Genomic DNA, 25,231 nt, shown 5'->3' with positions numbered 1-25,231 from the left:
CGGTTTGCGGCTGGAACTGCCGTCACTTCTCCGTTTGCATCCCCCTCAGAAAACGCTTCACACTTGCGCGTGTCGCTTCCGATGCGCCCTCGAATGCCCGTTCAATACGGCGCGATTGCGGCTCCGCCAGCGCCAGCGCCAGATCGCGGCCGGCCTGTGTCGGATAGAGCTTACGCTGTCGCCGGTCCTCCGGACCCGCGACCTGACGAATATAACCCGAATCGATCAATTGTTTGAGAACCCGCGCCAAACTCTGTTTGGTGATCTGCAATGTTTCCAGAAGGTCCGCAACTGTCATGCCTGGTTCGCGGTTAACGAAATGCACGACGCGGTGATGTGCCCGTCCGAAACCGCTCTTGACCAGGATCTGGTCCGGATCCGATACGAAATCGCGGTAGGCGAAGAAAAGCAGCTCGATGATCTCGAAATCGATGTTCCCCGCATTCTGCATCGGCGTTGCCAACAACTCCGCCTTTGCCGCGTTTTGGCTCGTCTGTCGTGGCACTGTAGCATTTCCTTTTAATTTTGGAGACATTTGCGAAATTTACGCAAAAATATGTCAGCGCTATTGACGTAATTTTACGCCATCGGTTGCTTCCGCACAATGCCGCGCGACCTAAAGAGATTATTGTAGCGGGAAATTAAGTGTCGCCCCAGTAAAACTCCAGCATATTTCGGGCGATCCCTGTCTCGCTTGGACAGGCGTCGTGGGGATGGCGATCAACCGGCGAACGCAAGATCGTTCTGAACACATGCGGCTCCTGTGGGAGGCGTGACGGAACAAGAGCGTCTTTCGCAGAGCGACCGCTTCAACGTGCTGACACGCTCCGCGCAGCACGCTGTACAGGCGATGTCAGGCGTCTGCTCCCCCACATGGTTTGCACGTGGAAAGGCGCCAATGAGCTGCCGCTGGAGCAAGCTGCGGCTCTGAAGCAGATTTGCACATGATCACAGAGGTCGGAGGTGTCTCCGACCTCTGTGATCTGATTTTTACGACTTGCGGCCGAGGACCGCGCCAACGATTGCCGAAAGCACGCCGCCGGCGATCAGCGAGGATATGCCTTGCGCTATCAAGCCGGTAAGGGCTTCGCTGCCGATCAGGTTGAGGATGAAACCGCCGCCCAGTCCGCCAATGGCGCCGGCAATTGTCCTGGCAATAAGATTGACGCCGTCCTGTTTCAAAACGGCACTTGCGGCGTTGCCGCCGATGGCGCCGGCTATCAATTGCGTGATGATAGGCCCTAGACTTCCCATGATTGCCCTTCTCCCATAGTTCCGGAGACGCTTCCGGATGCCCTCTCGCGTGCCCCGGATCGATGCCGGGAGCGGCGATAATCCTCACTGGCATTAGGATTACATCATGCACCGGTCGGTGGAAATAGAAGGTCAACTCAAACGGGAGAATTCCCTGATAATTCTAGGGGAAATCCGCTGCGGAGGCATGCGGCCTTCCGGCCGCATGCAAATTTCACCATTTTACTCAGCTAGAAACGCGAATCACTGATAGACATAGACGACACGATGCGTGCCGGGATCGACCAGCACCGGTTGGTGGTTCACCTCGACATAGCTGTATTGGTAATCCGGAATGCGGTGCACTACGACGCTTTGCGGAAGTGTGGAGCCGACGACGACATTGCCACTCAACTGGACCGTATCGACCGGATTGTCATCGATATAGTCGCGGACTTCGTCAGGTGGAGTGATTGCTACGACATCGCCACCGTTCCCAACGGGGCCGAGCAACTGATCGTTAGGGCCGGGCTGTGCGGCCTGGACGCTTCCCGTTTGAATGGAATTGGTCTCTTCATAGGTAATGGTGGGGATGCCGAGGTCATCGCGATGGTCTTGCACGACAACCCGCTCACCGTTTTGTTCGACGCTGAGATATTGGGCGTAGACCCAGCCACGCATGCCGTTGACGTCCACCCGGCACCAGCGACTGCCTTCGATGCAGCCATCGAGCGTCGCTTGCGAGCCACGCGTTGCGACGCCGACCGCCGGAAACTCGGCGCCAGGTCCTGAGCGCACTTCGATGTCGCTTGCGGTCGTGGCGGACATCTCAGCCTGCGCCAGGCCAGCGCTGCCGACGAGGGCGAGGCCAGCCAGGAGTAGATTTCTCTTCAAGGACATTGGTTCACTCCTTCTGCCTTTAAAGACAGAGTCTCAACGCGTTGCGCGCTTCTCTGTTCCGATCGGCACGGTTTGGTCCTGCTGCTGACTGGTAACGAGATCCCATAAGGGGCGGAGTTATTTTACTATTTCGGATTTCGCGGCGTGGGAGCGTGATATGCTAGGCGCTCGCCAGCCTTCAGGGGCTGTTTTGCGCGGAGTTTGCCGCTATACCGGCGGCACGACATTCAGACAGACGAGGCGTTTCATGGGCATGCTCCAGGCCGGCATCATTCCGGTGACCCCTTTCGAACAGAATTGCACCATCCTGTTCGACCCGGATACGAAGGAAGGCGTTGTGGTCGATCCCGGCGGCGACGTCGACGTCATCCTGCAGACGGTGCGCGAGAACGGCATCACCCTGAAGGCCATCTGGCTGACCCATGGGCATATCGATCATGCCGGCGGCGCGGACGAGGTTCGCGAGGCGCTTGGCATCCAAGTGATAGGCCCGCATGAGGATGATCGGTTCCTGCTCGAGGATATCGAGGCCAAGGCCAAAATGTTCAACATCGACGGCGTGCGCAACGTGGTGCCCGATCGCTTTCTGAAAGAGGGAGACAAGGTTTCCTTCGGCGAGCACGAGTTCGAGGTTTTCCATTGCCCCGGTCATGCGCCCGGCCATGTCATCTATTTCAACCGGAAGCAGGGCTTTGCCCATCTTGGCGACGTGCTTTTCAGCGGCTCGATCGGGAGAACGGATCTGCCGGGCGGCAATCACCAGCAGCTGCTGGACTCGATTCGCGACAAGGTCTTCCCGCTGGGCGATGAGGTGGGCTTCATCTGCGGTCACGGGCCGGGCAGCCGGATCGGCGACGAGCGCCGCAGCAATCCTTTTCTGCGCGGGCTATAAGAGGCACTGAGGGGCTGCCGGAGGCAATCTAGCGGTGCTCGCCGCATCTGGAAAGAATATCATCGACGACGCTGGCGAGCGGGGCAGTGGCGTCGATGCCTGTTGCGTTCTTCGGAATATCCTCTTGCGTCGCGTGCAGCCTTAGAGCGAAGTCCAGCTCCGCCGGCTTTCCGGCGAACTCGTCTTCCGGTCTGTCGGCGAGCCGGCTGCTCACCGTGTCTGCATCCACATTTAGAACGAAGATCGCATCGAAGAGACCAATGAAGCGGCGGAGATTCCTGGAGCCACCGCAAAAGAAGGAGATCGAGTGGCTTTGATCGGCAACCAGGGATTTGACTTTGTCGACATTCCAGAGGTGATGCCGGTGCTCGAAACCCACGTCCGCACCGCCACCTGCCTGCGGTGCGCCAACTAGCGGTTCCCCTGTTTCAGGATCGCCTTTGTACGCCAGCTCGCGGTCACCATGAATGACGTTATAGCCGCGCCGCTGCAATTCAGTGGCAACCGAGGTCTTCCCGCTTCCTGAAACGCCTTCGATTAGATAGTTCCTAACGCCCATTTGCAGACCCTGTTCTGAAAGCTTTCTGGCGCCGCACGATGCAGCAACAGCCCGAATAGGGGGGCAATATGATCGCCGCAAGACATTGCGGCGGTGTGCCTTGGAGGTGGCTCTCCGGCATGTGGCATTGGCTGGCGAGAGGCTGAAACGGTCAGCCATGTCGTGGCAAGGCTGTCGCAAGACACGCGGTAAAATGGTATCTTGCGACAGGAATGAGTTCAATCTTCAACTGCGCGCAAGCGGCGGCTTCAGCTCACGGCTTGGTTGGTCGGCTGCGGTCGGAACTCAGTCGGCCGTGCAGAAATGACGCATGCCGTCATAGCCGACAAAAGTGCCGCTGCGGCCGTCAAAGCTTCTGTAGCGATCGTAGCAATAGCGCATCCATGCGGAAGACCATGGACGCAGACCGGAAGCCGTCGGCGGCGCATAATAGCTGACATCCCGCTCGACATAGACGCGACGGGGTGCAGGGCGATAGTAGTAGGCTGGGGGAGGTGCATCGTAGCCCGGATCGACGTAGACCGGCGCCGGCTCGACATAGCGCGGCTGGCTGGCGATCGCAGAGCCGACGATCAGGCCTGTCGCAAGCCCGGCAGCGCCAAGCGCCCAACCATCACGGTCGCGATGGCGCCAGTATTCATCGGCGGACGCGGCGCTTATGGAAGTGACCGTCAATGCCGCGGCAACAGCGGACATGACGAGGGTTTTGCCGAGTATGCTCATTGGCCTATCCTCTAACGAAAGCGGGACAATTGTCATTCCCGCTTTTTTCATGACGGGCAAACTATACGCGGCAAACTGAATACAGACTGAATGACAAAACCCGGCATTGCTGCCGGGCCTCAACTCGAATGATAGCCGTAAGGTCTCAGCCGGCAATCTGCAGATTGACGGCCTTCGGTCCCTTGCCGCGGCGATCCGGTTCCGTGTCGAAGCTTACCTTCTGGTTTTCCGACAATCCTGCCAGGCCGGAGGCCTGAACTGCAGAAATGTGTACAAAGATGTCTGCGCCACCCTTGTCCGGCTTGATAAAACCGAAGCCCTTATCGGTATTGAAAAACTTTACAGTGCCAGTCTCGGCCATGCCTCAGGTCCTTTTCTCTCTGCCCACCATCCACACGGGCAGCATTACTGTGTTGCCCTTGCGGGCGCTTGCAGGCAATTCTCGAAATTGTAAGGAAAAGGTCCCCTATACCTCGGCATGATCTTGATGCGATGTTTGCCACCCCGCATTTCAATCAGGCTGACCGGAATATCAGCGTCTCCGGCGCGCGTTTTTCTTAGGACTTCCCATGCTCTAAAAATGCCCGAACATCGTTGAGAGTGCTGTGTTTATTGGGAATTGGCAAGCAAAAGTTTTTTAACGTATCGGGAGAGGCACAGTACGGTAATGCAAATGTGCTATAGCGATTCGCGAATTTTCTCACTTTCGGACAAGTTTCTAAGGTTTTTCCATCGCTCGCGATATAGTTTTGACGAGATTTTCCCAAATTGGCCGGCATGAACGCCGGTTTTCGGTCGTCAAAAAAAATTGAAAAGTCGTTGCAGACAGACAGCCATAGCGCGTATTTTAAGCGTTTTCAGGCTGCTGCGTTGCGTCGACGAACCAATTCAGGAACCAGTTCAACGGCGAGCATGGCGGCAAACATCAGGGCGCAGCCGGCATAGCCGACCGGTCCCATGGTCTCGCCCAGGAACAGCGCCCCCAGGGATGCTCCGAACAAGGCTTCCGAGGAGAGGAAGATCGCTGCCTGCGGTGCGGTCGTATAACGCTGACCGATCACCTGCAGCGCGAATGCCAGCCCGGACGAAAAGATGCCGACATAGAGGATCTCGCCCAGCGCTGCACGGATGGCGACGATGCTGATCGGCTCGATGGCAGCGGCAACGGCAAGTGCGAGCACGGCCGTAACTGCGAATTGCATGGCGGAAATGGCGAGCGGGCGGCCCGTTTCATTGACGGCCGAGCCGGCGAGGGTGATTTGGGCCGCCCAGAAGAGCGCGCAGACCACAGTCAGGAAATCGCCGTCCGTCAGACGCGAGAAGGAGCCGCCCGACAGCAGGTAGATGCCGCAGAGCGCCATGAGCGCCGCGGGCCAGATGATCCAATGCGGCGCGCGGCGCAGGAAGACGACAGCAATCAGCGGCACGAAGACCACGTACAAGCCGGTAATGAAGCTGGAATTCGTCACTGTCGTCGTCAAAAGCCCGAGCTGCTGTGTTGCAGCGCCGCCAAAGAGGGTAATGCCAATCAATACGAGAAGGAGCCAGTTGCGTGACGTCAGCGGCTTTACGGCTCTTCTGTTTTCCATCCACACGAAGGGCAGGACGACCATGGTGGCTACGGCGAAACGCAGGCCGATAAACCAGAGCGGGCCGATCGCCTTCATCGCTGTCGATTGCGCCACGAAGCCGCCGCCCCAGATCGCGGCAGCAAGCAACAACAACAAATTCGCCTGTATGCGAGACATCTTAATCCTGCGGGGAGGGGAGGAAGGAGCGAGATGACCGTTAGCAGTTGCTTTTGCGCGCGGCAAGGGTGAAAGGCGTCGCAAGCGACCAGCGCGAGCCGCCTAGCCTGCTGCTCGCGAAACCCTCAAGAGAGCGCCGTTATTCTCGTCCGTGGTGATGAGAAGCGCACCGTCGGGCGCGACGACGATGTCACGCATGCGGCCGAATTTGTCCTCGAACATGCGTTCCCGTTCGGTGATCTTGCCGCTGCCATCGCGGTCGAGGCGCGACAGCAGCTGGAATTTCAGCGCGGAGACCAAGAAGTTGCCGTCCCATTCGGGAAACATCTTGCCGCGATAGACGGCAATTCCGCCGGGGGCGATCGAGGGATCCCAATAGAAAAGCGGCTGCTCCATGCCTTTCTTCGCCGTACCGATGCCGATCTTCGTACCGTCATAATTGGTGCCGTAGGAGATGACCGGCCAGCCGTAGTTCTTGCCGGCTTCGGGCGTGTTGATCTCATCGCCGCCCTTGGCGCCGTGCTCGGACGTGTAGAGCCTGTTCGTCTCGCGGTCGAAGGTGATGCCCTGCGGATTGCGATGGCCCTTCGACCAGATTTCCGGCAGGGCGCGTTTGCCGTCCTTGAACGGATTATCGGCAGGGATGCTGCCGTCGGCCCCGATATGGATGATCGAGCCGGCGTCGTCCTGAAAGTCCTGGGCACGGTCCTGTTCGCCGCGATCGCCGAGGCTGACGAAGAGACTGCCATCCCTCGCGATGGCGATGCGCGAGCCATATTGGATATTGCCGCTCGACAGCTTGTTCATCGCGAAGATGCGCGTCACATCGGTCAGCTGTTTTTCATCCGATGACAGTTTGGCGCGAAAGACGGCCGTGCCGCTGCCGCCATCCCCGGCCACCGAGGCGGTGAAATAAAGGGTTCGATTGCTGCCGAATTTCGGATCGAGTTCGATGTCCAAGAGGCCACCCTGTCCGCGGGCATAGACTTTGGGCAATCCCGCGAGGGCAGGCGATATTTTGCCGTCGCGGACAAGGCGCAGGCGGCCGGGCCGTTCGGTGACGAGATAGGCACCATCCGGTAGCACGGCGACCGCCCAAGGGTGTTCGAGCCCGGTGGCAACCGTCTCGACCTTGACGGTCACTTTTTGCGTCTTGAAAGTTTGCGAGGGGTCGGCAAAGGCAACGCCGGCCGACAGCAGCGCAGAGGCCGCCAGGACAATCGAAACTCCCGTTCTTGCCGCGTGCATGTTTTCGACTCCGCCCCGAAAATCGCTGCTTTGCAAGGTGGGTCGCGCAACTTGCCGTTCAAGATCGTGTGCGGTGTCGATAACGTCTTTGTGTTTGCGAATTCGGCACGGCCATCCGTCGATCCCCGGAGCCGTTGAGCGCGCGGAGGCATGAGCCTTTTGGCCAACTGTGCGTTAGCGCAGGTTCGCGGGAAGTGGTATTTGCGACAAGCTGTTATTTTACAAAGAGAAATCTTGATTCTCTTCAGAGGCTGAATCAAGCGCTTCGCAAATTGATTCAAGTGTGCGCGGGAGCATACGGGATGAAGTTCGGCGGATAGAGGCGTGGATGGCGGGTTGCGAACCGCCGCGGCCACCGTGTCGGCGCTCGAAATCGACATCGAAGACATAGCCCCGAAAGCCAGGAAATAAAGCCACTGTGACGCCTTTGCGCTTGAAACGTCGGCCTATATTCGACATAGAGCTTAGCGCAGAAATCTGGTCCACAGGCTTTCTGCCCACTTCAACCGAATAGGACCGATCACCATGGCCTTTCTTGCCGACGCTCTTTCCCGTGTAAAGCCTTCTGCCACCATCGCCGTTTCCCAGAAAGCGCGCGAGCTGAAAGCAAAAGGACGCGACGTGATCGGCCTCGGCGCCGGTGAACCGGATTTCGATACGCCAGATAATATCAAGACGGCCGCCATCGACGCGATCAATCGCGGCGAGACGAAGTACACGCCGGTTTCCGGCATCCCGGAACTGCGCAAGGCGATCGCCGCCAAGTTCAAGCGCGAGAACAATCTGGACTATACCTGGGAGCAGACCATCGTCGGCACGGGCGGCAAGCAGATCCTGTTCAACGCTTTCATGGCGACGCTGAACCCCGGCGATGAGGTCATCATCCCGACGCCTTACTGGGTTTCCTACCCGGAAATGGTAGCGCTGTGCGGTGGCACGCCGGTTTTCGTCGCGACGACGCAGGCCAACAGCTTCAAGCTCCAGCCTGCCGATCTTGAGAAGGCAATTACGCCGAAGACCAAGTGGTTCATGTTCAACTCGCCGTCCAACCCGTCGGGCGCTGCTTACACGCATGCCGAATTGAAGGCGCTGACGGACGTGCTGGTCAAGCATCCGCATGTCTGGGTCCTGACCGACGACATGTACGAGCACCTGACCTATGGCGAGTTCAAGTTCGCAACGCCGGTCGAAGTCGAGCCGAGCCTCTATGACCGCACGCTGACGATGAACGGCGTGTCGAAGGCCTATGCGATGACCGGCTGGCGTATCGGCTATGCTGCCGGCCCGCTGCAGCTCATCAAGGCCATGGACATGATCCAGGGTCAGCAGACCTCGGGTGCGACCTCGATCGCCCAGTGGGCTGCCGTCGAAGCGCTGAACGGCACGCAGGACTTCATTCCGCGCAACAAGAAGATCTTCGAAGGCCGCCGCGATCTCGTCGTGTCGATGCTGAACCAGGCGAAGGGCATCTCGTGCCCGGTTCCGGAAGGCGCCTTCTACGTCTATCCGTCGTGCGCCGGCCTGATCGGCAAGACGGCTCCGACCGGCAAGGTCATCGAGACGGACGAGGATTTCGTGTCCGAGCTCTTGGAATCGGAAGGCGTCGCCGTCGTGCACGGTTCGGCTTTCGGCCTCGGCCCGAACTTCCGCATCTCCTACGCGACCTCGGAAGAGCTGCTCGAAGAAGCCTGCCGCCGCATCCAGCGCTTCTGCGCAGCCTGCAAGTAAGCAGCCGACGATAAACCAAATGAAAGGCCCGCCAGAGATGGCGGGCCTTTTGTATTCAGGCTACCGGTTTCGAGTTCATCAACTGATTCAGGTGTTTCGCAATTTGAGTCCGCTATTCGGTGCAAGTCCTTGAAATCGGGATCAAAGACCGAGCGCCGTCAGCATGATGAATGTGGTAAAGAGAATGAAATGCGTCATGCCTTCGATGGCGTTGGTTTCGCCGTCATTGAGGTTGATGGCGGCGACGATCAGCGTGATCATCACCATCACGGTTTGCACCGGCGACATGGCCATCATGAAGGGCTGGCCGGTGTAGAGTGCGATCGCCTCCATGACGGGCACTGTCAGAATGACGGTCGATAGCGAGGCGCCCAAGGCGATGTTGACCGTCGCCTGCATGCGGTTTCTGAGTGCGGCCCGCAAGGCAGTCAGGATTTCCGGTGCTGCCGAGATGGCGGCAACGACGATCGCGGCGATGGCCGGCGGAGCGCCTGTACCTTTCAAACCGGTATCCATGAAAGCGGACATGAATTCGGCCAGCACGCCGATCAGGACGACGCCGATCAGGATCGTCGCAATCGATGTCGTGGTGGATTCTTCCTCGTGATGTTCCTCGGATGCCGGGAGCTTCTTCTCCGTGCGCGGATAGCTATAGCTGAAGAAATAGCTGTGCCTGCCCACCTGCATGCGCAGGAACAGCCCGTAGAGCGCGATCATCGCAAAGATGGTGAAGGCTGAATAATAGTGCCATTTCACGCTGGGAATGAATTCCGGCACGATCATCGAAATGCCCATGGCGGTCAGGATCATCACGCCGTAGGTCCGGCTGGAATCATCATTGTAAGGCTGTTCGCCATGCTTCAGCCCGCCGAGAAGGGCGGCGAGGCCGAGGATGCCGTTGATGTCGAGCATGACGGCCGCATAAATCGTGTCGCGCACCAGCGTCGGCGAGCTCTCGCCGCTCATCATGATGGCAAGGATGATGACTTCCACGGCAACGGCCGAGAGCGTCAGGATCATCGTGCCGTAGGGGTCGCCGACTTTCACTGCAAGCGTCTCAGCGTGGTGGGCAACGCGCATGGATACCAATACAATCGTTGCGATCAATGCTGCAGCCGCAGCCATCGCTGCCGCTTGCCCCATTTCCAGCAGGGAATGCTCGCCAGCAACGGCAAGGAGCGCTACCGCCACTGCCACCAAGAGGGCTTTTTCCTGCCTGAACCAGTTTGCCGTAATCACTTCCTCACCCTTCATGCCGATTCACGGTTGCACTCTAAATCAATGATTTCGCACATCAAGCGCGCAATCGCAGAGCATGATTTGCAGTCCGTGTCGTTTAATGGAATACTGCGGAAATAAGTGTCTGCCCAACCCACAAACGTCGCGGCATACTCGAAACCCGTCTCAGATGCACGCGACCTTGCCGGTAACATCCGGTCCCAAAGGTCTTGGCAGATGAGAAGGAGGTTTGAATGGTCAAGGTCGTTTACGAAATCGTGCCGCATGACGGTGGATGGGCTTATCGTTTCCGCGACGTTTATTCGGAAGCGTTTCCGACACATTCCGAGGCGGTGGAGGCAGCCAGGATCGTGGCGGCCGAACAGCAGGTCGAAGGCGACTCAGCCGAAATCAGCTGGCAGGACGAGAGCGGCAAATGGCATGAGGAATATGCCGATGGCGGCGACCGACCGGAAACGGAAGTCATCGACGGCCAGGTGCATTTCCCGCCGGTCGACACGGCTCCTGGCGTCTGATGCGCGTCACGATCGTTCAGCCGCGCGTCTCGCGCTTTAGCTCTTGGATCTCCGGCACGTGTTGACGCAAAGCCGTTGCGCGATGCGCCTTATGCTGGCCGCCTTTTCGGCAATCGCGTCGGCGAAGTGACCTTTCTCCGCGGTGCTGCTGGCACCGTCGTGCCGGCAGATTTCGGCAGGCGCAATTTCAGCTTGTCATCGGCGAGGCGGAGGATGGGCGGGCTGCCGATATGCCCTGTCGTTAAGACGTAAGGTGCAAGCAGTTGCTCGAGCTTGTTGCGGAGGTGCTCGAGTGCACTGGCCAGCTTGGGTCGTCTCTATCGGCTCCACCGTCGCTCACGCGATTATGGTCGCTCCTCGATGTCGTTTCCCCTGATATAGCCCAGTAATCCCGCGACGAGGGCGTCGAACGTCACGCGGCAACGCGGCGATGTTTTCAGGTTTTCGTGCATGACGACCCAAGTCTCGATCGCTACCTCGACCTCGGGCAGAAGGTGCACGAGGTTTGCGTCGCGTCTCGCCAAGGGCGTCTGATAGAAGCCGATGCCGATGCCGGCACGCAGGGCATTCTGCAAGGCAGTGCTATGATCGGAGCGAAAGCTGAGACGTATACCGTCGAGGAACGGGTAACGCTTCATCATCATTCTGATATAAGCGGTCTGGCGATCGAAGCCGATCAATTTATGCTGGCGCAATTCCTCGATCGTTGTGGGTTTGCCGTGCCGCTCGATATAGCCTCGATGGGCAAAGAGGCCGAGTGAGATGACGCCGATATGCCGCGCCAGCAAGGCTTCTTGCGACGGCGCAACCATGCGCACAGCAATATCGGCCTCGCGCTGCAGCAGATCCTCCACTGCGTCCGAAGCCGATAATTCAACGACCAGTTCGGGATATTTAGCCTGCAGATCAGCGAGGATCGGCGGCAAGACCTCCGTTCCAATGACTTCGCTGGCACTGATGCGCACCGTGCCGCTGACATTGTCCTTCGAGCCGGAGGCGGCCCGTAACAGGGCGGCGGTCGTGCTGGCCAGCGTCTCGGCATAGGGTTTCAGGACAAGCGCTGCATCGGTCGGCAACAGGCCCTGCTGCGAACGGGTGAATAGTTCAGCCTGGACCGATTGCTCCAATGCATCGATATGACGGCCGACAGTCGGTTGTGTCAGGCCGAGTTCGCGGGCAGCTGCCGATAGAGAGCCGTGTTCCAGCACGGCGAGAAAGGTGCGGTAGAAATCCCAGCTTGGTTCAGATGACGGAGCCATACATTTATGTATATCATATGCAGATTTTTCGGCAATTTCGTTTATCGCGATCACGCGACATAGTCAGCCCATCGAAACCGATGGAGATGACCATGAGCGACCAGACAGAAGATGCAAAAACAGCTTTGATACTCGGCGCCACCGGCGGCATCGGCGGCGCCGTTGCCCAGGGGCTTGCCCTTCGCGGCTGGCGCATCCGGGCTTTGGGCCGTAACGCTGCCGAAGCGGCACGCCGCCAGCCATATTTCGATTGGGTCCAGGGCGACGCCATGCAGGCCGAGGACGTACTGAAGGCAGCCGAGGGAGCCGATGTCATCGTGCATGCGGTCAACCCGCCCGGCTACCGTAACTGGGGACAGCTCGTATTGCCGATGCTGGACAATACCATCGCCGCTGCAAAGGCAGTCGGTGCACGGATCGTGTTGCCGGGTACGGTCTACAATTTCGGCCCCGATGTCTTCCCGAATGTCACCGAGGATAGTGCGCAGCGGCCGAAGACCCGCAAGGGCGCCATTCGCGTGCAGATGGAACGGCGCTTGAAGGCGGCTGCGGAGCAGGATGGCACGCCTGTTATCATCGTTCGCGCCGGCGATTTCTTCGGTGGATTCCGCGCCAACAGCTGGTTCTCGCAGGCCATGGTGACACCGGGCAAGTTGATCAGCTCCGTGACCTATCCCGGCAAGCGTGGGGTCGGCCATCAATGGGCCTATCTGCCTGACGTTGCCGAGACGATGATCCGGCTGATCGAGAAAGGCGACGAACTGCCCGTTTTCGCCACATATCACATGCGCGGCCATTGGGATGGAGATGGCGCTCAAATGGTCGATGCCGTGCGGCGCGTGCTCGGGCGTTCGATCAAGGTCAAGGCGTTTCCCTGGTGGATTGTGCCGCTGGCTGCCCCTTTCGTACCCTTCATGCGCGAACTGCGCGAGATGAGCTATCTTTGGGACGTGCCGTTGGAAATGAGAAACGACAAGCTGCTGGCCGTACTCGGCGAAGAGCCGCATACGCCGATGGATGCGGCGGTGAGAGCAAGTCTTGCAGCAATCGGCTGCCTGCCGGCGGCATGAGCCGCTGATCAGGCATCGAGTTCGGCAAAGGCAATGCCTGCGACGGCGAGATCGGAATCCGCGTTCTTCGTATCGCCGTCGCTCAAGAACCATGCTGCCGAAAGCCCTGCATAGGCGATGATCCATTGCAGCAGGCGTTTCGGTTCAAGGCCTGCCTCGGCGCAAACGATCGGCAATTGCCGCTGCAGGCGGCCTGGCTTGGCGACAGTGGGCAGCTCGGGATTGCAGAAGATATTGGCAAAATCGAAACCGCGTTCGCCATAGACCCGCTTGGGATCGATGGCGAGCCAGCCTCGGGGACCGAAATCGAGAATGTTCTCGTGGTGAATGTCGCCATGCAATAGGGTCTGGTCGCGCTGATCGGCAAGCAGGTGTCGGGCGACCTCCGCGCAAGCGGCAAGCATGCCGCCATGGATGCGGGCCGCCGGTTCGAGTTCCCGGAACCAACGATCCAGAGGCACCAGATCCGTTGGCAGCGGTTTTGCCCTCGGAGCGTGCAGCCTTGCCGCTGTGTGGCACATGATCCGGCTTGCTTCATCGTCCTCGCCTTCCATCGCCATGGCGAGCAGGGAGCCTTCTCCGGTCGCTCGCTCCATAAGGGCAGCAGCGTCGTCATGTTCGTAGACGAAGGCGGTGCCGTCGCCGTCCCACCAGCGCAGCACGCGATTGCCGAACTTCTCATCAATATCCAAAGCGATCTTGAGCATGGCGGCTTTGCCTCGCCAGAGGACGGGCAGCAGATGGCTGGAATGGGTGACGATGGGATCGCCGTTTTGCGTCAACGACCAGCGGTCGATATAGAAGTCGAACATGTTTCGGCTTTATTGCGGGTCGGGATGGGCGCTTGAAGCGCATATGCAAGTTAATTCGGTTGTGCCTTGCCGATTTTCAACTACCTGAACGGACAAACCCCGCAACATTTCGTTGCGGGGCTTTTTTGTCTGCGTTGCACCCGGCGCCGGGTGCATGGCTGCAGGTGACGAGATCCGTCTCGGCAGGAGCTTAAGCAGCTTCGTCCAGCGTCGGATAATCGGCATAGCCCTTGGCGCCGCCGCCGTAGAGCGTTGCCTGATCCCATTGGGCCAGCGAAGCGTTTTCCTTCAGGCGGCGGACGAAATCCGGGTTGGAGATGAAGGGCTTGCCGAAAGCGACGACATCGGCCTTGCCGCTTTCGACGGCTTCGATCGCCATCTCGCGGGTATAGGCATTGTTGACCATCCAGCCGGCCCTGCCGCCTGCTGCCTTATAGGCCGCATGCAGGGCTTCATAGTCGAAGGGCAGGAAGTCGCGCTTGCCGCCGGTCTGGCCTTCGACGACATGGATATAGGCGAGGCCGTACTTCGCCAGGCCTTCGACGACATAGGTGAACAGCGGCTGCGGAGCAGCGTCGCTAGCATCGCCGGATGGCGTGACCGGCGAAATGCGGATTGCCGTGCGGCCGGCGCCGATTTCCTTGGTGATGGCATCGACCACTTCGAAGAGGAAGCGGGCGCGATTTTCGATCGAACCGCCATATTGGTCGGCGCGGTCGTTGACATCGCCGCGCAGGAACTGGTCGATCAGGTAGCCGTTGGCACCATGGATCTCGACGCCATCGAAGCCGGCGTCGATCGCTGCGCGAGCAGCCTTGCGGTAATCCTCGACGATGCCAGGGATTTCCGAGGTTTCGAGCGCGCGAGGTTCGGAGACATCCGCAAAGCCGCCGCTGCCGTCGCTGTTGACCAGATAGGTCTTCGAATTCTCGGCGCGCCTGGAGGTCGAGGAGACCGGCTTGCCGCCGTTCGGCTGCAGGGTGGTATGCGAGATGCGGCCGACATGCCACATCTGAACGACGATCTTGCCGCCATTGGCGTGCACCGCGTCCGTCACCTTCTTCCAGCCGTCGAGTGCTTCCTTGGTGTAGAGGCCCGGTACGTTGGCATAGCCCTGACCCTGATGGGTAATTGCGGTTGCTTCCGTAATGATCAGGCCGGCGGTCGCGCGCTGGGCGTAGTATTTGACATTCAGCTCGTTCGGCACGGCATTCGGCGAGCGATTGCGCGTCAGCGGCGCCATGACGATGCGGTTGGCAAGCGAGATGTCGCCTAGCTTCGTCGGTTCGAATAGTTTGGTCATGGTTCGTCCTTTCTTTGGGGGCGGGAAGAGGAGAGGGATCAGGAGGAGGCGAGGGCCTCATTCTTGAGACGCGAGGTGGCGAAGGGGCTAAGCGCGAGAACGAGATGTGCAAGAGCCATGGTCAGAGTTCCTTTTGCATGGCTTCGAGGAAGGCCGCGATGGTCTCCTCATTGCGCTTGTAGAAAATCCACTGGCCCAGGCGCTTTGTCGTCACAAGGCCAGCACGATGCAGCGTGCTGAGATGAGCGGACACGGTGGATTGCGACAGGCCGCAGCGTTCGAACTGGCTGGCGCAAACGCCGAGTTCCAGCGGATGCTCCTGCGTCGGGAAATGCGTGTGCGGATCCTTGAGGTGGTTCAGGATCTCGAGCCTTGCCGGGTGGGCGAGGGCCTTGAGGATTTCGCTCTTGTCCATGGTGTTCACTGGGTGAATATCGAATAATTTCGATTTATGTATCGACGATTTTCGATATATCAAGGCCGGCCGCAAAATATTATTTGCTGCATGGCAGCCAGTTAGGATGCTTAGAAAATGGGCAAAAAAAAGAGGGCCACCGGTATAAACCAGGGCCCTTATAGGTGTGAAGGTCAAAACCTCCAGAGGGGAACAGCCAATGCGGTGGAACTGGGAGGAAAAGCCACCGTGTGCATCAGCTGTGTGCGTTATGATGCTAATTTGTGCAGTGCGCAATGCTTTTTTGTGCATGGCAGTTATGCATTTGCAGCGCCGGCGGCAGAAGAGCAAAAAAAAAGGGCCGCCGGTGTAAACCAGGGCCCTATAGGTATGAAGGTTAAAAACCTCCAGAGGGGAACAGCCAATGCGGTGGAACTGGGAGGAAAGCCACCGTGTGCATCAGCTGAGTGCGATATGGTAGTTAAATGGGCAGGCTTCAACTCTGCTTTGTGCATATCAGCTATGCGTCATACGCGCGGCTGATGTACTGGGGCTAAAAAGAGTTCGTTATCAGTGGCTTATCTTGGACTAGAAGTTCCAGTTACGAGCCTTCGCCACAATGAAATCACGAAAAACCTTGAGCTTTGCTGCGTTTTTCATCTCGTCAGGGTAGCAGAAATACGTGTCGAAGGACGGCACGTCCGCATTGATCGCAAGTTGGATGAGTCCCGGGTCGCGGCCAACGATGTAGTCGGGCAACACCGCTATGCCGATGCCGAGCAGGCAGGCGCGCTTGATCGAGGTCTGACTGTTGATTTGCAGATGCGGTATGCGCTTGTTGTCGGACGACCTGCCGGCGATCTCAAGCCAATTGACGTCGAGCAGATAATTGGGCGCCGGCTCGCCGAAGCTGATGATGCGATGCTCGTCCAGATCCTCCACCGATTGCGGCTCGCCGTGGCGATTGATGTAGGAGGGGGCTGCATAGACGTGCATATGCACGGTGAAGAGCTTGCGCTGGATCAGGTCCGACTGTTGCGGCTGGCGCAGACGGATGGCGCAGTCCGCGTGGCGCATGTTCACATCCAGCTCCTCGTTGTCGAGGATGAGCTGGATCTGCATGTCGGGATAGAGTTGGAGGAACTCCTGGATCTTGTCGGTGAGCCAGCCCTGGCCGAGGCCGACCGTCGTCGTCACGCGCAACTTGCCGCTTGGCTTGTCGGTCGTTTCGGTCAATTGCATCTTGACCGTTTCGAGCTTCAGTAGAACGTCATGGGCCGTGCGGTAAAGCAGTTCTCCCTGTTCGGTCAGGATCAGGCCGCGGGCATGACGATGGAATAGCTTGATGCCGACATCCTGCTCAAGAGCACTGACCTGTCGGCTGATGGCGGATTGGGACAGATGCAGTTTATCCGCCGCGTGGGTGAACGAACCCGCTTCGGCAGCCGCGTGAAAAATACGCAGCTTGTCCCAATCCAATGGCATGCCACTTCCCCTCATCGGCTGCATCACTCCGCAGCCACGGCGACGGGCATATGCCCGGTCAAATAGCGCTCCGCCTCAAGCGCCGCCATGCAGCCCATCCCCGCTGCCGTGATCGCCTGTCGGAACGTATCGTCGGTCACGTCCCCTGCGGCATAGATGCCTTCGACGCTGGTCGCGGTCGAATCGGCAGCGGTCCAGAGATAGCCGTTGTCCTTGAGTTTCAGCTTGCCCTTGAAGAGCTCGGTCGCCGGCGCATGACCGATGGCGACGAAAACGCCGTCGATCGGCATTTCGGTGATGGCGCCGGTGCGCGCATCGCGCAGGCGAGCGCCGGTCACCGATGGCGGCATCGGCGGCTTGGCCGGGGTGCCGGTGATTTCGGCAACTTCGGTATTCCAAAGAACCTTGACGTTTGCCTTGGCAAACAGGCGTTCCTGCAGGATCTTTTCCGAGCGGAAGGTATCGCGGCGATGCACCACGGTCACCGATTTGGCGATGTTGGACAAATAGAGCGCTTCCTCGACGGCGCTGTTGCCGCCGCCGACCACGATCACGTCCTTGTTGCGATAGAAGAAGCCGTCGCAGGTGGCGCAGGCGGAAACGCCGAAGCCCTGAAAATGCTGTTCGCTCTCGATGCCGAGCCACTTCGCCTTGGCGCCAGTGGCTATGATGAGCGTATCGGCGGTCCAGACCTGGCCGCTGTCGGTGCGGGCGACGAAGGGGCGCTGATTGGTATCGACCTCGGTCACAAGGTCGTTGACGATCTCGGCGCCGACATGCTGGGCCTGCTGCAGCATCTGCTCCATCAGCCACGGCCCCTGAATGGGATCGGCAAAGCCCGGATAGTTTTCGACATCCGTGGTAATCATCAACTGGCCGCCCTGTTCCAGGCCGGCGATCAGAACCGGCTGCAGCATCGCGCGAGCGGCATAGACAGCGGCCGTATAACCGGCTGGGCCGGAGCCGATGATGAGTACCTTCGTGTGGCGGGCAGGCATAGTCAGTCCTTTCAATTCAGCGAACGGGAAACCGCCGCTTCAAACGCTCAAAGCCGGCGATTTCGCGATCCGCCGCTACATTTATGATTGCCTTATGCATTTATTCAAGGGCAGCCTTGCATTACTAACAGAGCAAATCTGCTTTGTGTAAGAATCGGTTACCCCGGAGAAACTTTCTTGCGAATTTTCGTGCCTTATATAGAAGCTGGCGAGGGCGAATTAAAGAAAGGCGATGAAAGTGCTTCGCGCTGAACTCGATGCCATCGATATCAAGATTCTGCGGGAACTCCAGCGGGACGGACGGATGACCAACGTCGAACTCGCTGATCGGGTTGGCATTTCCGCGCCGCCATGCCTGCGCCGGGTGCGCAAGCTGGAGGAAGCCGGCGTTATCGAAGGCTATCACGCCATGTTGAACAGCCCGAAGCTGGGCTTCGATCTCGTGGCTTTCTGCATGGTCGGCCTCAAGCACCAATCGGAGGCCAATCTCAAGGCTTTCGCCAGCGCGACCGCGGCGTGGCCGCTGGTGCGGCAGGCATGGATGGTTTCCGGCGACAGCGATTTCCTGCTACATTGCGTCGCGGAGAATCTCACCCGATTCCAGGATTTCGTCATTGAGGTTCTGACCGCGAACGAACATGTCGATACGGTGCGCACGATGTTGACTATCCGACAAGTCAAGAAGCTCGGTCTCGTAGAGCTCTAGGCAGATGACGCACCGGCCTTGGCATCGATCGCTGATCAAGTCTGGCACGCGCGTATTCCTTGGCGGCTCGCTGGCTCATGTCCAGGATTGGTTTCCCGGACTGAGCATTGTTCGCAACGAAAGCAGGGGCGACGTGCGTTATCACGGCGCTAAGGTTGCGGATCTTGCGGGGATGGACAGGCTGCGCGAACGGTCCGGCGAGACGATCTATATTGTCGGTTCGGGGCCATCCATTCGTGACTGTGACCTCGGGGGCGTCGAATCCGGTAGTGCTATCCTTCTGAATGGCGCCATAAGGCTGGCAGGGGAGCGGATTGGTGAACCGCTGGCGGTTGCGATCGAGGACGAGCGCTTCGTCTGGCGGCACCATCGCATGATGCGCGAGAAGATAACCCCCGGCTCGCTCTGTCTCTTTTCCGTTTCGGTGTTGCGGGCTCTTTGCGAAATCGACGCGAGTTGGCTGAGGGACAAGATGGTCATCCTGATCGACGACATCCGCCGGCCGTATGGCGCTCGGCGCCGCTCGCTCGATGACCTCAAGAAGCTTCACCATGTAAGGATGGACGCGGCCGGTTCCACCGGTCTTTCACTCCTGCCGGATCGTGGCGTTTTCGTTGGCGGATCCGTCGCTGTATCGACGCTGCAATTTGCTTTGTATTCTGCACATCGAACCATCGGCTTTCTGGGTATCGATATATCCAACGCCAGCGAGCCTCGTTTCTATGAAACCAGCGGAGATACCGCCTTCTCCGGCATTGCGCGGGCCGAGGGGCGCATCGTCGAACATTTCGTGCTTGCCCGGAAAATGGCCGGGGAGCGTGGCGTTTCGCTCGTCAACTATTCGCCGGTTTCGGCATTGCTGAAATATGATTTCGGCTACGATGACAGGTTCGCGCTGAGGGCGTGAGGTGCGCCGCATTGACCTTGGCGTCAATCTGTCGGCTTAGAGCATTTCCAGGAAAAGCGCGCAGCGGTTTTCCGTCCGGAATGCGCTGGGAAATAAGAGGGTAGAGCGTTTTCGCGATTCGAAGAAAAGCGGAATGCTCTAGCGGTCTGTGGCAAGCAGCTGCCGATAGACGTCTCCGATGGCGGTCGCTTCCTTCTCCAAGGCAAACTCGCTGCGCACATGGCGCACTGCGTTGTCACCCTGGCGTAGCGCTTCCTCGGGATTGGCCAGATAGAAGGCGATAGCTTTGGTCAATGCGTCGCCATCACCAGCGGGAACGACGGCACCGGTCTCGCCCGGAACGATCATCTCGGCATAGGCGCCCGCATCGGAGGCGACGACTGCGGTGCGCGACGCCATGGCTTCGAGCGGAGTCAGACCAAAACCCTCGTTGCGGGACGGAGCGACGTAAAGGCTCGCGCGGCGATACCATGGCTTGATATCGTCGACTTCGCCCATAAAGCGGATGCGGTCGGAGAGGCCGGCGGCCGCGACCATCTTTTCCAGCTCTTCGCCGAAGCCGCGATGTTCGGCCGTGACCCGGCCGCAGACGATCGCCGTCCAATCCGGATAACGTGGCAGGAGCTCTATCATCGCCTTGACGAAGAGATCGGTGCCTTTTTGATGCCGGACACGGCCGAAGCAGCCGATCAGATAGGTGCCGGGCAGGCCGGTAGCGGCCATGCGATCGTCGGGAGTTTCGGGTGGATGAAAGCGATTGAGATCGACGCCGTGCTGGACAACGGTGTGAGGCACCACCAGGAAACTGCCGGAGCGCGTGCTGGTGGCGATGACGGCGTCCATATGCCTGATGAGCCAGCGCGTATAGGCGCTGTGGCGGCGCTGGGCGGCCGAAGTGAAGACCAGCTTCAGAGGCATGCGCAGGACTGAGCGCAGCAGCAGGCCCACCAGCATCTCGTTGTTGCGGCGGGCATGCCAGATACGCTTGCGATGCCGGCGTGGCCTCATCCAAAGGCCCGGAAGTCTAAGCCAGCCGAGCTTGGGCAGATCCTCCGGCAGGCCGGGGCCGAGAGTGGCGATATGATAGCCAAGCTCGATCTGCTTGGGGATCAGTTGCACGATCGTCGACGTAACGCCGGACAACCGGCGTTTGAAATTCGTTGCGATGATCTCGATCTCGCGGAGATCGTCTGCATGCGCTATGTCGCGATCGCGCACGGGCAATCAGCCCCAGGTAACGGAGAGGATTTCGTATGCCTTGGCGCCGCCGGGTGCATTGACTTCGATGGAGTCGCCGACTTCCTTGCCGATCAGGGCACGCGCGATCGGCGAGGAGATGGAGATGCGGCCAGCCTTCACGTCGGCTTCCTGATCGCCGACGATCTGGTAGATCCTCTCCTCTTCGGTATCCTCGTCGACGAGCTTTACCTTGGCGCCGAACTTGATCTTCGAGCCGGACATCTTGGTGAGGTCGATGACTTCGGCGCGTGCCGTCAGGTCTTCGAGTTCGCTGATGCGGCCTTCGTTATGGCTCTGGGCTTCCTTGGCGGCATGGTACTCGGCGTTTTCGGAGAGGTCGCCATGGGCGCGTGCTTCCGCAATTGCCTCGATGATTCGCGGGCGCTCTTCCTGCTGACGCCAGCGCAGTTCTTCCTGCAGCTTGACGAACCCGCTCTGCGTCATCGGTACCTTTTCAACCATTTTCCTTATCCTTCAGTCCCTGCGCTGCTCTTTCGCACACACAAAAGAAAACAGGTTCCGAAGCGGTACTTCGGAACCAGTAGAGCCATCATTTTGTCATCTATAGCAGATTGCGACAGCCGATTTCCAGAAGATTCGATGCTTGAAGGAAGGCCACTCCCTGCTCGCACGCGTTGCAGATCAATCTCCTGCAAGCGACGAGGCCGCAGGCATCAAAATTGTCGCACGGATCTCATGATACCGCGGCAGATGTAAGCCGGCTATTGCCACTCACATCCGCCGCGACAATTCTTGCGTGTCAGAAGTAGCTCTGCAGCGGCTGAACTTCGAGGTTTCCGGCCTTGAGCGCCTTGATCGCCATGGCTGCGGCTTCTGCACCGGCCATGGTGGTGTAGTAGGGCACCTTCTGCATCAGCGTCGCCCGGCGCAGCGACTTCGAATCCGAGATCGCCTTGTTGCTATCGGTGGTATTGATCACCAGCTGGACCTGACGGTTGCGGATTGCATCCTCGATATGGGGGCGACCTTCGAGCACCTTGTTGATCTTCGTAGCCTCGATGCCGTTTTCGGCGAGGAAGCGCTGGGTTCCGCCGGTGGCGAGCACCTTGAAGCCCAGTTCCGTCAACATGCGGATGGCCGGCAGCACGCGGGGCTTGTCGTCGTCGCGGACCGAGACGAAGACCGTCCCGTCACGCGGCAATTCGACGCCGGCGCCGAGCTGCGACTTGGCGAAGGCCAGCGCGAAATCGGTGTCGAGGCCGATAACTTCGCCGGTCGAACGCATTTCCGGTCCGAGCAGGGTATCGACGCCCGGGAAGCGGGCGAAGGGGAAGACGGCTTCCTTGACGGCTATGTGCTTCAGCTTGCGCGGATTCGGCTTCTCGCCGTAGGCGGCGAAGGTCGCATCCAGCTTTTCGCCCGCCATGACACGGGCGGCAATCTTGGCGATCGGCGCGCCGATGGTCTTGGCGACGAAGGGGACCGTACGCGAGGCGCGCGGGTTGACCTCGAGCACGTAGACCGTGTCGTCCTTGATGGCGAACTGGACGTTCATCAGGCCGCCGACGTTCAGGGCCTTGGCCATGGCTTTCGCCTGGCGTTCCAGCTCATCGGTCATGGCCGGCGAGAGCGTGCGCGGCGGCAGCGAGCAGGCGGAGTCGCCCGAATGGATGCCGGCCTCTTCGATATGCTCCATGATGCCGGCGACGTAGACGTCCTTGCCGTCGGACAGGCAGTCGACGTCGACTTCGATGGCGTTGGCGAGGTAGCTGTCGAACAGAAGCGGGTTTTTGCCGAGCAGCGTGTTGATCTGACCGGTCTTGTCGTTCGGATAACGCTGCTTGATGTCTTCCGGCACCAGCTCGGGGACCGTGTCTAGCAGATAGGTCTGTAACTGGCCTTCCGAATGGAGGATCTGCATGGCCCGGCCGCCGAGAACGTAGGACGGACGCACGACCAGCGGGAAGCCGATTTCGGAGGCGACGAGGCGTGCCTGCTCGACCGAATAGGCAATCCCGTTGTTCGGCTGGTTGAGATCGAGCTTCATCAAGAGCTTCTGGAAGCGGTCGCGGTCTTCGGCAAGGTCGATCGCGTCCGGCGCGGTGCCGAGGATCGGGATGCCGTTCTTTTCGAGCGCTTCGGCAAGCTTCAGCGGCGTCTGGCCGCCGAACTGGACGATGACGCCGACCACTTCGCCGTTTTCCTGCTCCGCGCGCAGGATTTCGATGACGTCTTCGGCCGTCAGCGGCTCGAAATAGAGCCGGTCGGAGGTGTCGTAGTCGGTCGAAACCGTTTCCGGGTTGCAGTTGATCATGATGGCTTCATAGCCCGCATCCTTCAGCGCGAAGGCGGCGTGGCAGCAGCAATAGTCGAATTCGATGCCCTGGCCGATACGGTTCGGGCCGCCGCCGAGAATGACGACCTTCTTGCGGTCCGAGACCTGGGCTTCGGAACGAGCGGCGCCGACGAAAGGCGTCTCGTAGGTCGAGTACATGTAAGCGGTCGGCGAGGCGAATTCGGCCGCGCAGGTGTCGATGCGCTTGAAGACCGGGCGCACATTCAGCGAATTGCGGAGCTCGGCCACTTCCTTCGGGCGTTTGCCGGTCAAGGTCGCGAGGCGGGCGTCGGAGAAGCCCATGGCCTTCAGCATGCGCAGATTGACTTCGTCGGTCGGCAGGCCGTGCTCGCGGATGCGGGCTTCCATGTCGACGATGGCCTTGAATTGAGCGATGAACCAAGGGTCGATCTTGCAGCCTTCGTGCACCTCTTCCGGGCTCAAGCCGAGGCGCAGCGCCTGGGCGACCATGCGCAGGCGGTCCGGCGTCGGCGTGCCGATGGCGGCGCGGATGGCGTTGCGGCTGCCTTCGCCTTCCTCGGTGCCGGGGATCTCGATCTCGTCCAGGCCGGTCAGGCCGGTTTCAAGACCGCGCAGCGCCTTCTGCAGCGATTCGGCAAAGGTACGGCCGATTGCCATGACTTCGCCGACCGACTTCATCGCCGTGGTCAGAACCGGAGAGGCGCCGGGGAACTTCTCGAAGGCGAAGCGCGGGATCTTGGTGACGACATAGTCGATCGACGGCTCGAAGGAGGCCGGGGTCGCGCCGCCGGTGATATCGTTTTCCAGTTCGTCCAGCGTGTAGCCGATGGCGAGCTTGGCCGCGATCTTGGCGATCGGGAAGCCTGTCGCCTTCGAGGCGAGGGCGGAAGAGCGCGACACGCGCGGGTTCATCTCGATGACGACGAGGCGGCCGTCCTTCGGGTTGACCGCGAACTGCACGTTCGAGCCGCCGGTTTCGACGCCGATCTCGCGCAGCACCGCGATCGAGGCGTTGCGCATGATCTGGTATTCTTTGTCCGTCAGCGTCAGCGCCGGGGCGACGGTGATCGAGTCGCCGGTATGAACGCCCATCGGATCGATGTTTTCGATGGAGCAGATGATGATGCAATTGTCCGCCTTGTCGCGGACAACTTCCATCTCGAATTCCTTCCAGCCAAGAACCGATTCCTCGATCAGGACTTCCGTGGTCGGGGAGGCATCGAGGCCGCCGCCGACGATCTCGAAGAATTCCGAGCGGTTGTAAGCAATGCCGCCGCCGGTGCCGCCGAGCGTGAACGAGGGGCGAATGATCGCGGGCAGGCCGACATGGTCGAGTGCTAGCGCAGCGACCGCCATGGCATGGCTCATATAGCGCTGCTTGCGGTCGCTCTCGCCGAGGTTCCACTGGTTCTCCAGCGCATCGAGCGCCTTGTCGAGCTCGGCGCCGGTAAGCTGCGCCTTGAGCTTGCTGCGCTCGGCCTCGTGGGTCTTGCGGTCGGCATCCTTGATGTCGGTGGCGTTTGCCAGCATCGAGCGCGGAGTTTCAAGGCCGATGCGGGCCATGGCTTCGCGGAAGAGGGCGCGGTCTTCGGCCATGTCGATGGCGGCGGGCTTGGCGCCGATCATCTCGACATTGTAGCGGTCGAGCACGCCCATACGCTTCAGAGAGAGCGCCGTGTTGAGCGCGGTCTGGCCGCCCATGGTCGGCAGCAGCGCGTCGGGGCGCTCCTTGGCGATGATCTTGGCGACGACTTCCGGCGTGATCGGTTCGACATAGGTCGCATCCGCGAGGCCCGGGTCGGTCATGATCGTTGCCGGATTGGAGTTGACGAGGATGACGCGGTAGCCTTCCTCCTTCAGCGCCTTACAGGCCTGCGTGCCGGAATAGTCGAATTCGCAAGCCTGTCCGATAACAATCGGCCCCGCGCCGATGATGAGGATCGATTTGATATCTTGGCGCTTCGGCATGGGCTCACATCCGTTTTTTTGTTGCGC

Annotated in this window: 25 protein-coding genes; 7 read left to right on the top strand and 18 right to left on the bottom strand. The window is 59.6% G+C overall.

What is annotated here, in order from left to right; genetic code table 11:
* Window positions 1–22: 22 nt before the first annotated feature.
* From RHSP_RS11130 to RHSP_RS11120, 3 genes are all read right to left on the bottom strand, one after another.
* Window positions 23–505: a MarR family winged helix-turn-helix transcriptional regulator gene (locus RHSP_RS11130; protein ID WP_004116440.1), complete on the bottom strand. Its 483-nt coding sequence runs from the start codon at window positions 503–505 to the stop codon at window positions 23–25.
* A 485-nt stretch (window positions 506–990) separates the two neighbouring features.
* On the bottom strand, window positions 991–1,254 hold the full coding sequence (locus tag RHSP_RS11125; RefSeq protein WP_004116438.1) for a hypothetical protein: 264 nt from the start codon (window positions 1,252–1,254) through the stop codon (window positions 991–993).
* Window positions 1,255–1,497: 243 nt separating this feature from the next.
* Window positions 1,498–2,133 carry a DUF1236 domain-containing protein gene (locus RHSP_RS11120; RefSeq protein WP_004116435.1) on the bottom strand — a complete coding sequence of 212 codons (636 nt, stop codon included), beginning with the start codon at window positions 2,131–2,133 and terminating at the stop codon, window positions 1,498–1,500.
* Window positions 2,134–2,380: 247 nt separating this feature from the next.
* On the opposite strand from RHSP_RS11120, the gene RHSP_RS11115 reads away from it, so the two are divergent.
* The gene (locus RHSP_RS11115; RefSeq protein ID WP_004116433.1) at window positions 2,381–3,025 is read left to right on the top strand and encodes an MBL fold metallo-hydrolase; all 645 of its coding nucleotides are present in this window, start codon (window positions 2,381–2,383) and stop codon (window positions 3,023–3,025) included.
* Window positions 3,026–3,053: 28 nt separating this feature from the next.
* Here RHSP_RS11115 and RHSP_RS11110 read toward each other — a convergent pair whose 3' ends face one another.
* From RHSP_RS11110 to RHSP_RS11090, 5 genes are all read right to left on the bottom strand, one after another.
* Complete coding sequence (locus RHSP_RS11110; RefSeq protein ID WP_004116430.1) at window positions 3,054–3,584, bottom strand: DEAD/DEAH box helicase family protein; 531 nt, start codon at window positions 3,582–3,584, stop codon at window positions 3,054–3,056.
* Window positions 3,585–3,869: 285 nt separating this feature from the next.
* Entirely contained in the window at window positions 3,870–4,307 is a 438-nt protein-coding gene (locus RHSP_RS11105) for a BA14K family protein (protein WP_004116426.1), read from the bottom strand.
* 145 nt (window positions 4,308–4,452) lie between these two features.
* Window positions 4,453–4,668, bottom strand: coding sequence for a cold-shock protein (locus tag RHSP_RS11100; RefSeq protein ID WP_004116423.1), 216 nt, complete (start codon window positions 4,666–4,668; stop codon window positions 4,453–4,455).
* A gap of 496 nt (window positions 4,669–5,164) precedes the next feature.
* Window positions 5,165–6,055 carry a DMT family transporter gene (locus RHSP_RS11095; protein ID WP_004116422.1) on the bottom strand — a complete coding sequence of 297 codons (891 nt, stop codon included), beginning with the start codon at window positions 6,053–6,055 and terminating at the stop codon, window positions 5,165–5,167.
* A 102-nt stretch (window positions 6,056–6,157) separates the two neighbouring features.
* Window positions 6,158–7,303, bottom strand: a complete 1,146-nt coding sequence (locus tag RHSP_RS11090) for a PQQ-dependent sugar dehydrogenase (protein WP_004116420.1) — start codon at window positions 7,301–7,303, stop codon at window positions 6,158–6,160.
* Between the two features lie 525 nt (window positions 7,304–7,828).
* Here RHSP_RS11090 and RHSP_RS11085 point away from each other — a divergent pair.
* On the top strand, window positions 7,829–9,031 hold the full coding sequence (locus RHSP_RS11085) for a pyridoxal phosphate-dependent aminotransferase (protein WP_037151208.1): 1,203 nt from the start codon (window positions 7,829–7,831) through the stop codon (window positions 9,029–9,031).
* Window positions 9,032–9,172: 141 nt separating this feature from the next.
* Here the strand turns inward: RHSP_RS11085 and RHSP_RS11080 are convergent, their stop codons facing one another.
* Window positions 9,173–10,285, bottom strand: a complete 1,113-nt coding sequence (locus RHSP_RS11080) for a calcium:cation antiporter (RefSeq protein WP_004116414.1) — start codon at window positions 10,283–10,285, stop codon at window positions 9,173–9,175.
* A 218-nt stretch (window positions 10,286–10,503) separates the two neighbouring features.
* Here RHSP_RS11080 and RHSP_RS11075 point away from each other — a divergent pair, with 218 nt between their 5' ends.
* Window positions 10,504–10,785 carry a DUF2188 domain-containing protein gene (locus RHSP_RS11075; RefSeq protein WP_004116412.1) on the top strand — a complete coding sequence of 94 codons (282 nt, stop codon included), beginning with the start codon at window positions 10,504–10,506 and terminating at the stop codon, window positions 10,783–10,785.
* A gap of 344 nt (window positions 10,786–11,129) precedes the next feature.
* Here RHSP_RS11075 and RHSP_RS11070 read toward each other — a convergent pair whose 3' ends face one another.
* Window positions 11,130–12,044: a LysR family transcriptional regulator gene (locus tag RHSP_RS11070; protein WP_037151205.1), complete on the bottom strand. Its 915-nt coding sequence runs from the start codon at window positions 12,042–12,044 to the stop codon at window positions 11,130–11,132.
* Between the two features lie 92 nt (window positions 12,045–12,136).
* Between RHSP_RS11070 and RHSP_RS11065 the strand changes: the two genes are divergently transcribed.
* Window positions 12,137–13,114: an NAD-dependent epimerase/dehydratase family protein gene (locus RHSP_RS11065; protein WP_037151202.1), complete on the top strand. Its 978-nt coding sequence runs from the start codon at window positions 12,137–12,139 to the stop codon at window positions 13,112–13,114.
* Between the two features lie 8 nt (window positions 13,115–13,122).
* Here the strand turns inward: RHSP_RS11065 and RHSP_RS11060 are convergent, their stop codons facing one another.
* The 3 genes from RHSP_RS11060 to RHSP_RS11050 all read right to left on the bottom strand — a co-directional run bounded on the left by RHSP_RS11060 (window position 13,123) and on the right by RHSP_RS11050 (window position 15,644).
* Window positions 13,123–13,926 carry an aminoglycoside phosphotransferase family protein gene (locus tag RHSP_RS11060; RefSeq protein ID WP_004116407.1) on the bottom strand — a complete coding sequence of 268 codons (804 nt, stop codon included), beginning with the start codon at window positions 13,924–13,926 and terminating at the stop codon, window positions 13,123–13,125.
* 190 nt (window positions 13,927–14,116) lie between these two features.
* A complete protein-coding gene (locus RHSP_RS11055; protein WP_004116404.1) occupies window positions 14,117–15,229 on the bottom strand; it encodes an alkene reductase in 1,113 nt (370 codons plus the stop codon).
* Window positions 15,230–15,350: 121 nt separating this feature from the next.
* Window positions 15,351–15,644 carry an ArsR/SmtB family transcription factor gene (locus tag RHSP_RS11050; protein WP_037151198.1) on the bottom strand — a complete coding sequence of 98 codons (294 nt, stop codon included), beginning with the start codon at window positions 15,642–15,644 and terminating at the stop codon, window positions 15,351–15,353.
* A gap of 117 nt (window positions 15,645–15,761) precedes the next feature.
* Between RHSP_RS11050 and RHSP_RS35115 the strand changes: the two genes are divergently transcribed.
* Window positions 15,762–16,166, top strand: a complete 405-nt coding sequence (locus tag RHSP_RS35115) for a hypothetical protein (protein ID WP_167332650.1) — start codon at window positions 15,762–15,764, stop codon at window positions 16,164–16,166.
* A 45-nt stretch (window positions 16,167–16,211) separates the two neighbouring features.
* On the opposite strand, the gene RHSP_RS11045 is transcribed toward RHSP_RS35115, so the two are convergent.
* Window positions 16,212–17,108, bottom strand: coding sequence for a LysR family transcriptional regulator VtlR (locus tag RHSP_RS11045; RefSeq protein ID WP_004116399.1), 897 nt, complete (start codon window positions 17,106–17,108; stop codon window positions 16,212–16,214).
* A 23-nt stretch (window positions 17,109–17,131) separates the two neighbouring features.
* Window positions 17,132–18,106: a thioredoxin-disulfide reductase gene (gene trxB, locus RHSP_RS11040; protein ID WP_037151195.1), complete on the bottom strand. Its 975-nt coding sequence runs from the start codon at window positions 18,104–18,106 to the stop codon at window positions 17,132–17,134.
* 238 nt (window positions 18,107–18,344) lie between these two features.
* Between trxB and RHSP_RS11035 the strand changes: the two genes are divergently transcribed.
* Window positions 18,345–18,812: an Lrp/AsnC family transcriptional regulator gene (locus RHSP_RS11035; RefSeq protein WP_034476732.1), complete on the top strand. Its 468-nt coding sequence runs from the start codon at window positions 18,345–18,347 to the stop codon at window positions 18,810–18,812.
* Between the two features lie 4 nt (window positions 18,813–18,816).
* Complete coding sequence (locus RHSP_RS11030) at window positions 18,817–19,719, top strand: hypothetical protein (RefSeq protein WP_004116394.1); 903 nt, start codon at window positions 18,817–18,819, stop codon at window positions 19,717–19,719.
* A 138-nt stretch (window positions 19,720–19,857) separates the two neighbouring features.
* On the opposite strand, the gene RHSP_RS11025 is transcribed toward RHSP_RS11030, so the two are convergent.
* From RHSP_RS11025 to carB, 3 genes are all read right to left on the bottom strand, one after another.
* Window positions 19,858–20,937: a glycosyltransferase family 4 protein gene (locus RHSP_RS11025; RefSeq protein ID WP_004116392.1), complete on the bottom strand. Its 1,080-nt coding sequence runs from the start codon at window positions 20,935–20,937 to the stop codon at window positions 19,858–19,860.
* Between the two features lie 6 nt (window positions 20,938–20,943).
* Entirely contained in the window at window positions 20,944–21,420 is a 477-nt protein-coding gene (gene greA, locus RHSP_RS11020) for a transcription elongation factor GreA (RefSeq protein ID WP_004116390.1), read from the bottom strand.
* Window positions 21,421–21,718: 298 nt separating this feature from the next.
* Window positions 21,719–25,204, bottom strand: coding sequence for a carbamoyl-phosphate synthase large subunit (carB, locus tag RHSP_RS11015; RefSeq protein WP_037151192.1), 3,486 nt, complete (start codon window positions 25,202–25,204; stop codon window positions 21,719–21,721).
* Window positions 25,205–25,231 lie beyond the last annotated feature (27 nt).

Source organism: Rhizobium freirei PRF 81, from assembly GCF_000359745.1.
Taxonomy (GTDB): Bacteria; Pseudomonadota; Alphaproteobacteria; order Rhizobiales; family Rhizobiaceae; genus Rhizobium; species Rhizobium freirei.
Note: the sequence above shows the minus strand (reverse complement) of the source record. Positions and strands in the feature narration are given on the sequence as shown.

Bases quoted from the DNA above. Each gene is read 5' to 3' on its own strand.
- RHSP_RS11125 (WP_004116438.1), bottom strand. From the start codon at position 1,254: ATGGGAAGTCTAGGGCCTATCATCACGCAATTGATAGCCGGCGCCATC.
- RHSP_RS11120 (WP_004116435.1), bottom strand. From the start codon at position 2,133: ATGTCCTTGAAGAGAAATCTACTCCTGGCTGGCCTCGCCCTCGTCGGC.
- RHSP_RS11115 (WP_004116433.1), top strand. From the start codon at position 2,381: ATGGGCATGCTCCAGGCCGGCATCATTCCGGTGACCCCTTTCGAACAG.
- RHSP_RS11110 (WP_004116430.1), bottom strand. From the start codon at position 3,584: ATGGGCGTTAGGAACTATCTAATCGAAGGCGTTTCAGGAAGCGGGAAG.
- RHSP_RS11105 (WP_004116426.1), bottom strand. From the start codon at position 4,307: ATGAGCATACTCGGCAAAACCCTCGTCATGTCCGCTGTTGCCGCGGCA.
- RHSP_RS11100 (WP_004116423.1), bottom strand. From the start codon at position 4,668: ATGGCCGAGACTGGCACTGTAAAGTTTTTCAATACCGATAAGGGCTTC.
- RHSP_RS11095 (WP_004116422.1), bottom strand. From the start codon at position 6,055: ATGTCTCGCATACAGGCGAATTTGTTGTTGTTGCTTGCTGCCGCGATC.
- RHSP_RS11090 (WP_004116420.1), bottom strand. From the start codon at position 7,303: ATGCACGCGGCAAGAACGGGAGTTTCGATTGTCCTGGCGGCCTCTGCG.
- RHSP_RS11085 (WP_037151208.1), top strand. From the start codon at position 7,829: ATGGCCTTTCTTGCCGACGCTCTTTCCCGTGTAAAGCCTTCTGCCACC.
- RHSP_RS11080 (WP_004116414.1), bottom strand. From the start codon at position 10,285: ATGAAGGGTGAGGAAGTGATTACGGCAAACTGGTTCAGGCAGGAAAAA.
- RHSP_RS11075 (WP_004116412.1), top strand. From the start codon at position 10,504: ATGGTCAAGGTCGTTTACGAAATCGTGCCGCATGACGGTGGATGGGCT.
- RHSP_RS11070 (WP_037151205.1), bottom strand. From the start codon at position 12,044: ATGGCTCCGTCATCTGAACCAAGCTGGGATTTCTACCGCACCTTTCTC.
- RHSP_RS11065 (WP_037151202.1), top strand. From the start codon at position 12,137: ATGAGCGACCAGACAGAAGATGCAAAAACAGCTTTGATACTCGGCGCC.
- RHSP_RS11060 (WP_004116407.1), bottom strand. From the start codon at position 13,926: ATGTTCGACTTCTATATCGACCGCTGGTCGTTGACGCAAAACGGCGAT.
- RHSP_RS11055 (WP_004116404.1), bottom strand. From the start codon at position 15,229: ATGACCAAACTATTCGAACCGACGAAGCTAGGCGACATCTCGCTTGCC.
- RHSP_RS11050 (WP_037151198.1), bottom strand. From the start codon at position 15,644: ATGGACAAGAGCGAAATCCTCAAGGCCCTCGCCCACCCGGCAAGGCTC.
- RHSP_RS35115 (WP_167332650.1), top strand. From the start codon at position 15,762: ATGGGCAAAAAAAAGAGGGCCACCGGTATAAACCAGGGCCCTTATAGG.
- RHSP_RS11045 (WP_004116399.1), bottom strand. From the start codon at position 17,108: ATGCCATTGGATTGGGACAAGCTGCGTATTTTTCACGCGGCTGCCGAA.
- trxB (WP_037151195.1), bottom strand. From the start codon at position 18,106: ATGCCTGCCCGCCACACGAAGGTACTCATCATCGGCTCCGGCCCAGCC.
- RHSP_RS11030 (WP_004116394.1), top strand. From the start codon at position 18,817: ATGACGCACCGGCCTTGGCATCGATCGCTGATCAAGTCTGGCACGCGC.
- greA (WP_004116390.1), bottom strand. From the start codon at position 21,420: ATGGTTGAAAAGGTACCGATGACGCAGAGCGGGTTCGTCAAGCTGCAG.
- carB (WP_037151192.1), bottom strand. From the start codon at position 25,204: ATGCCGAAGCGCCAAGATATCAAATCGATCCTCATCATCGGCGCGGGG.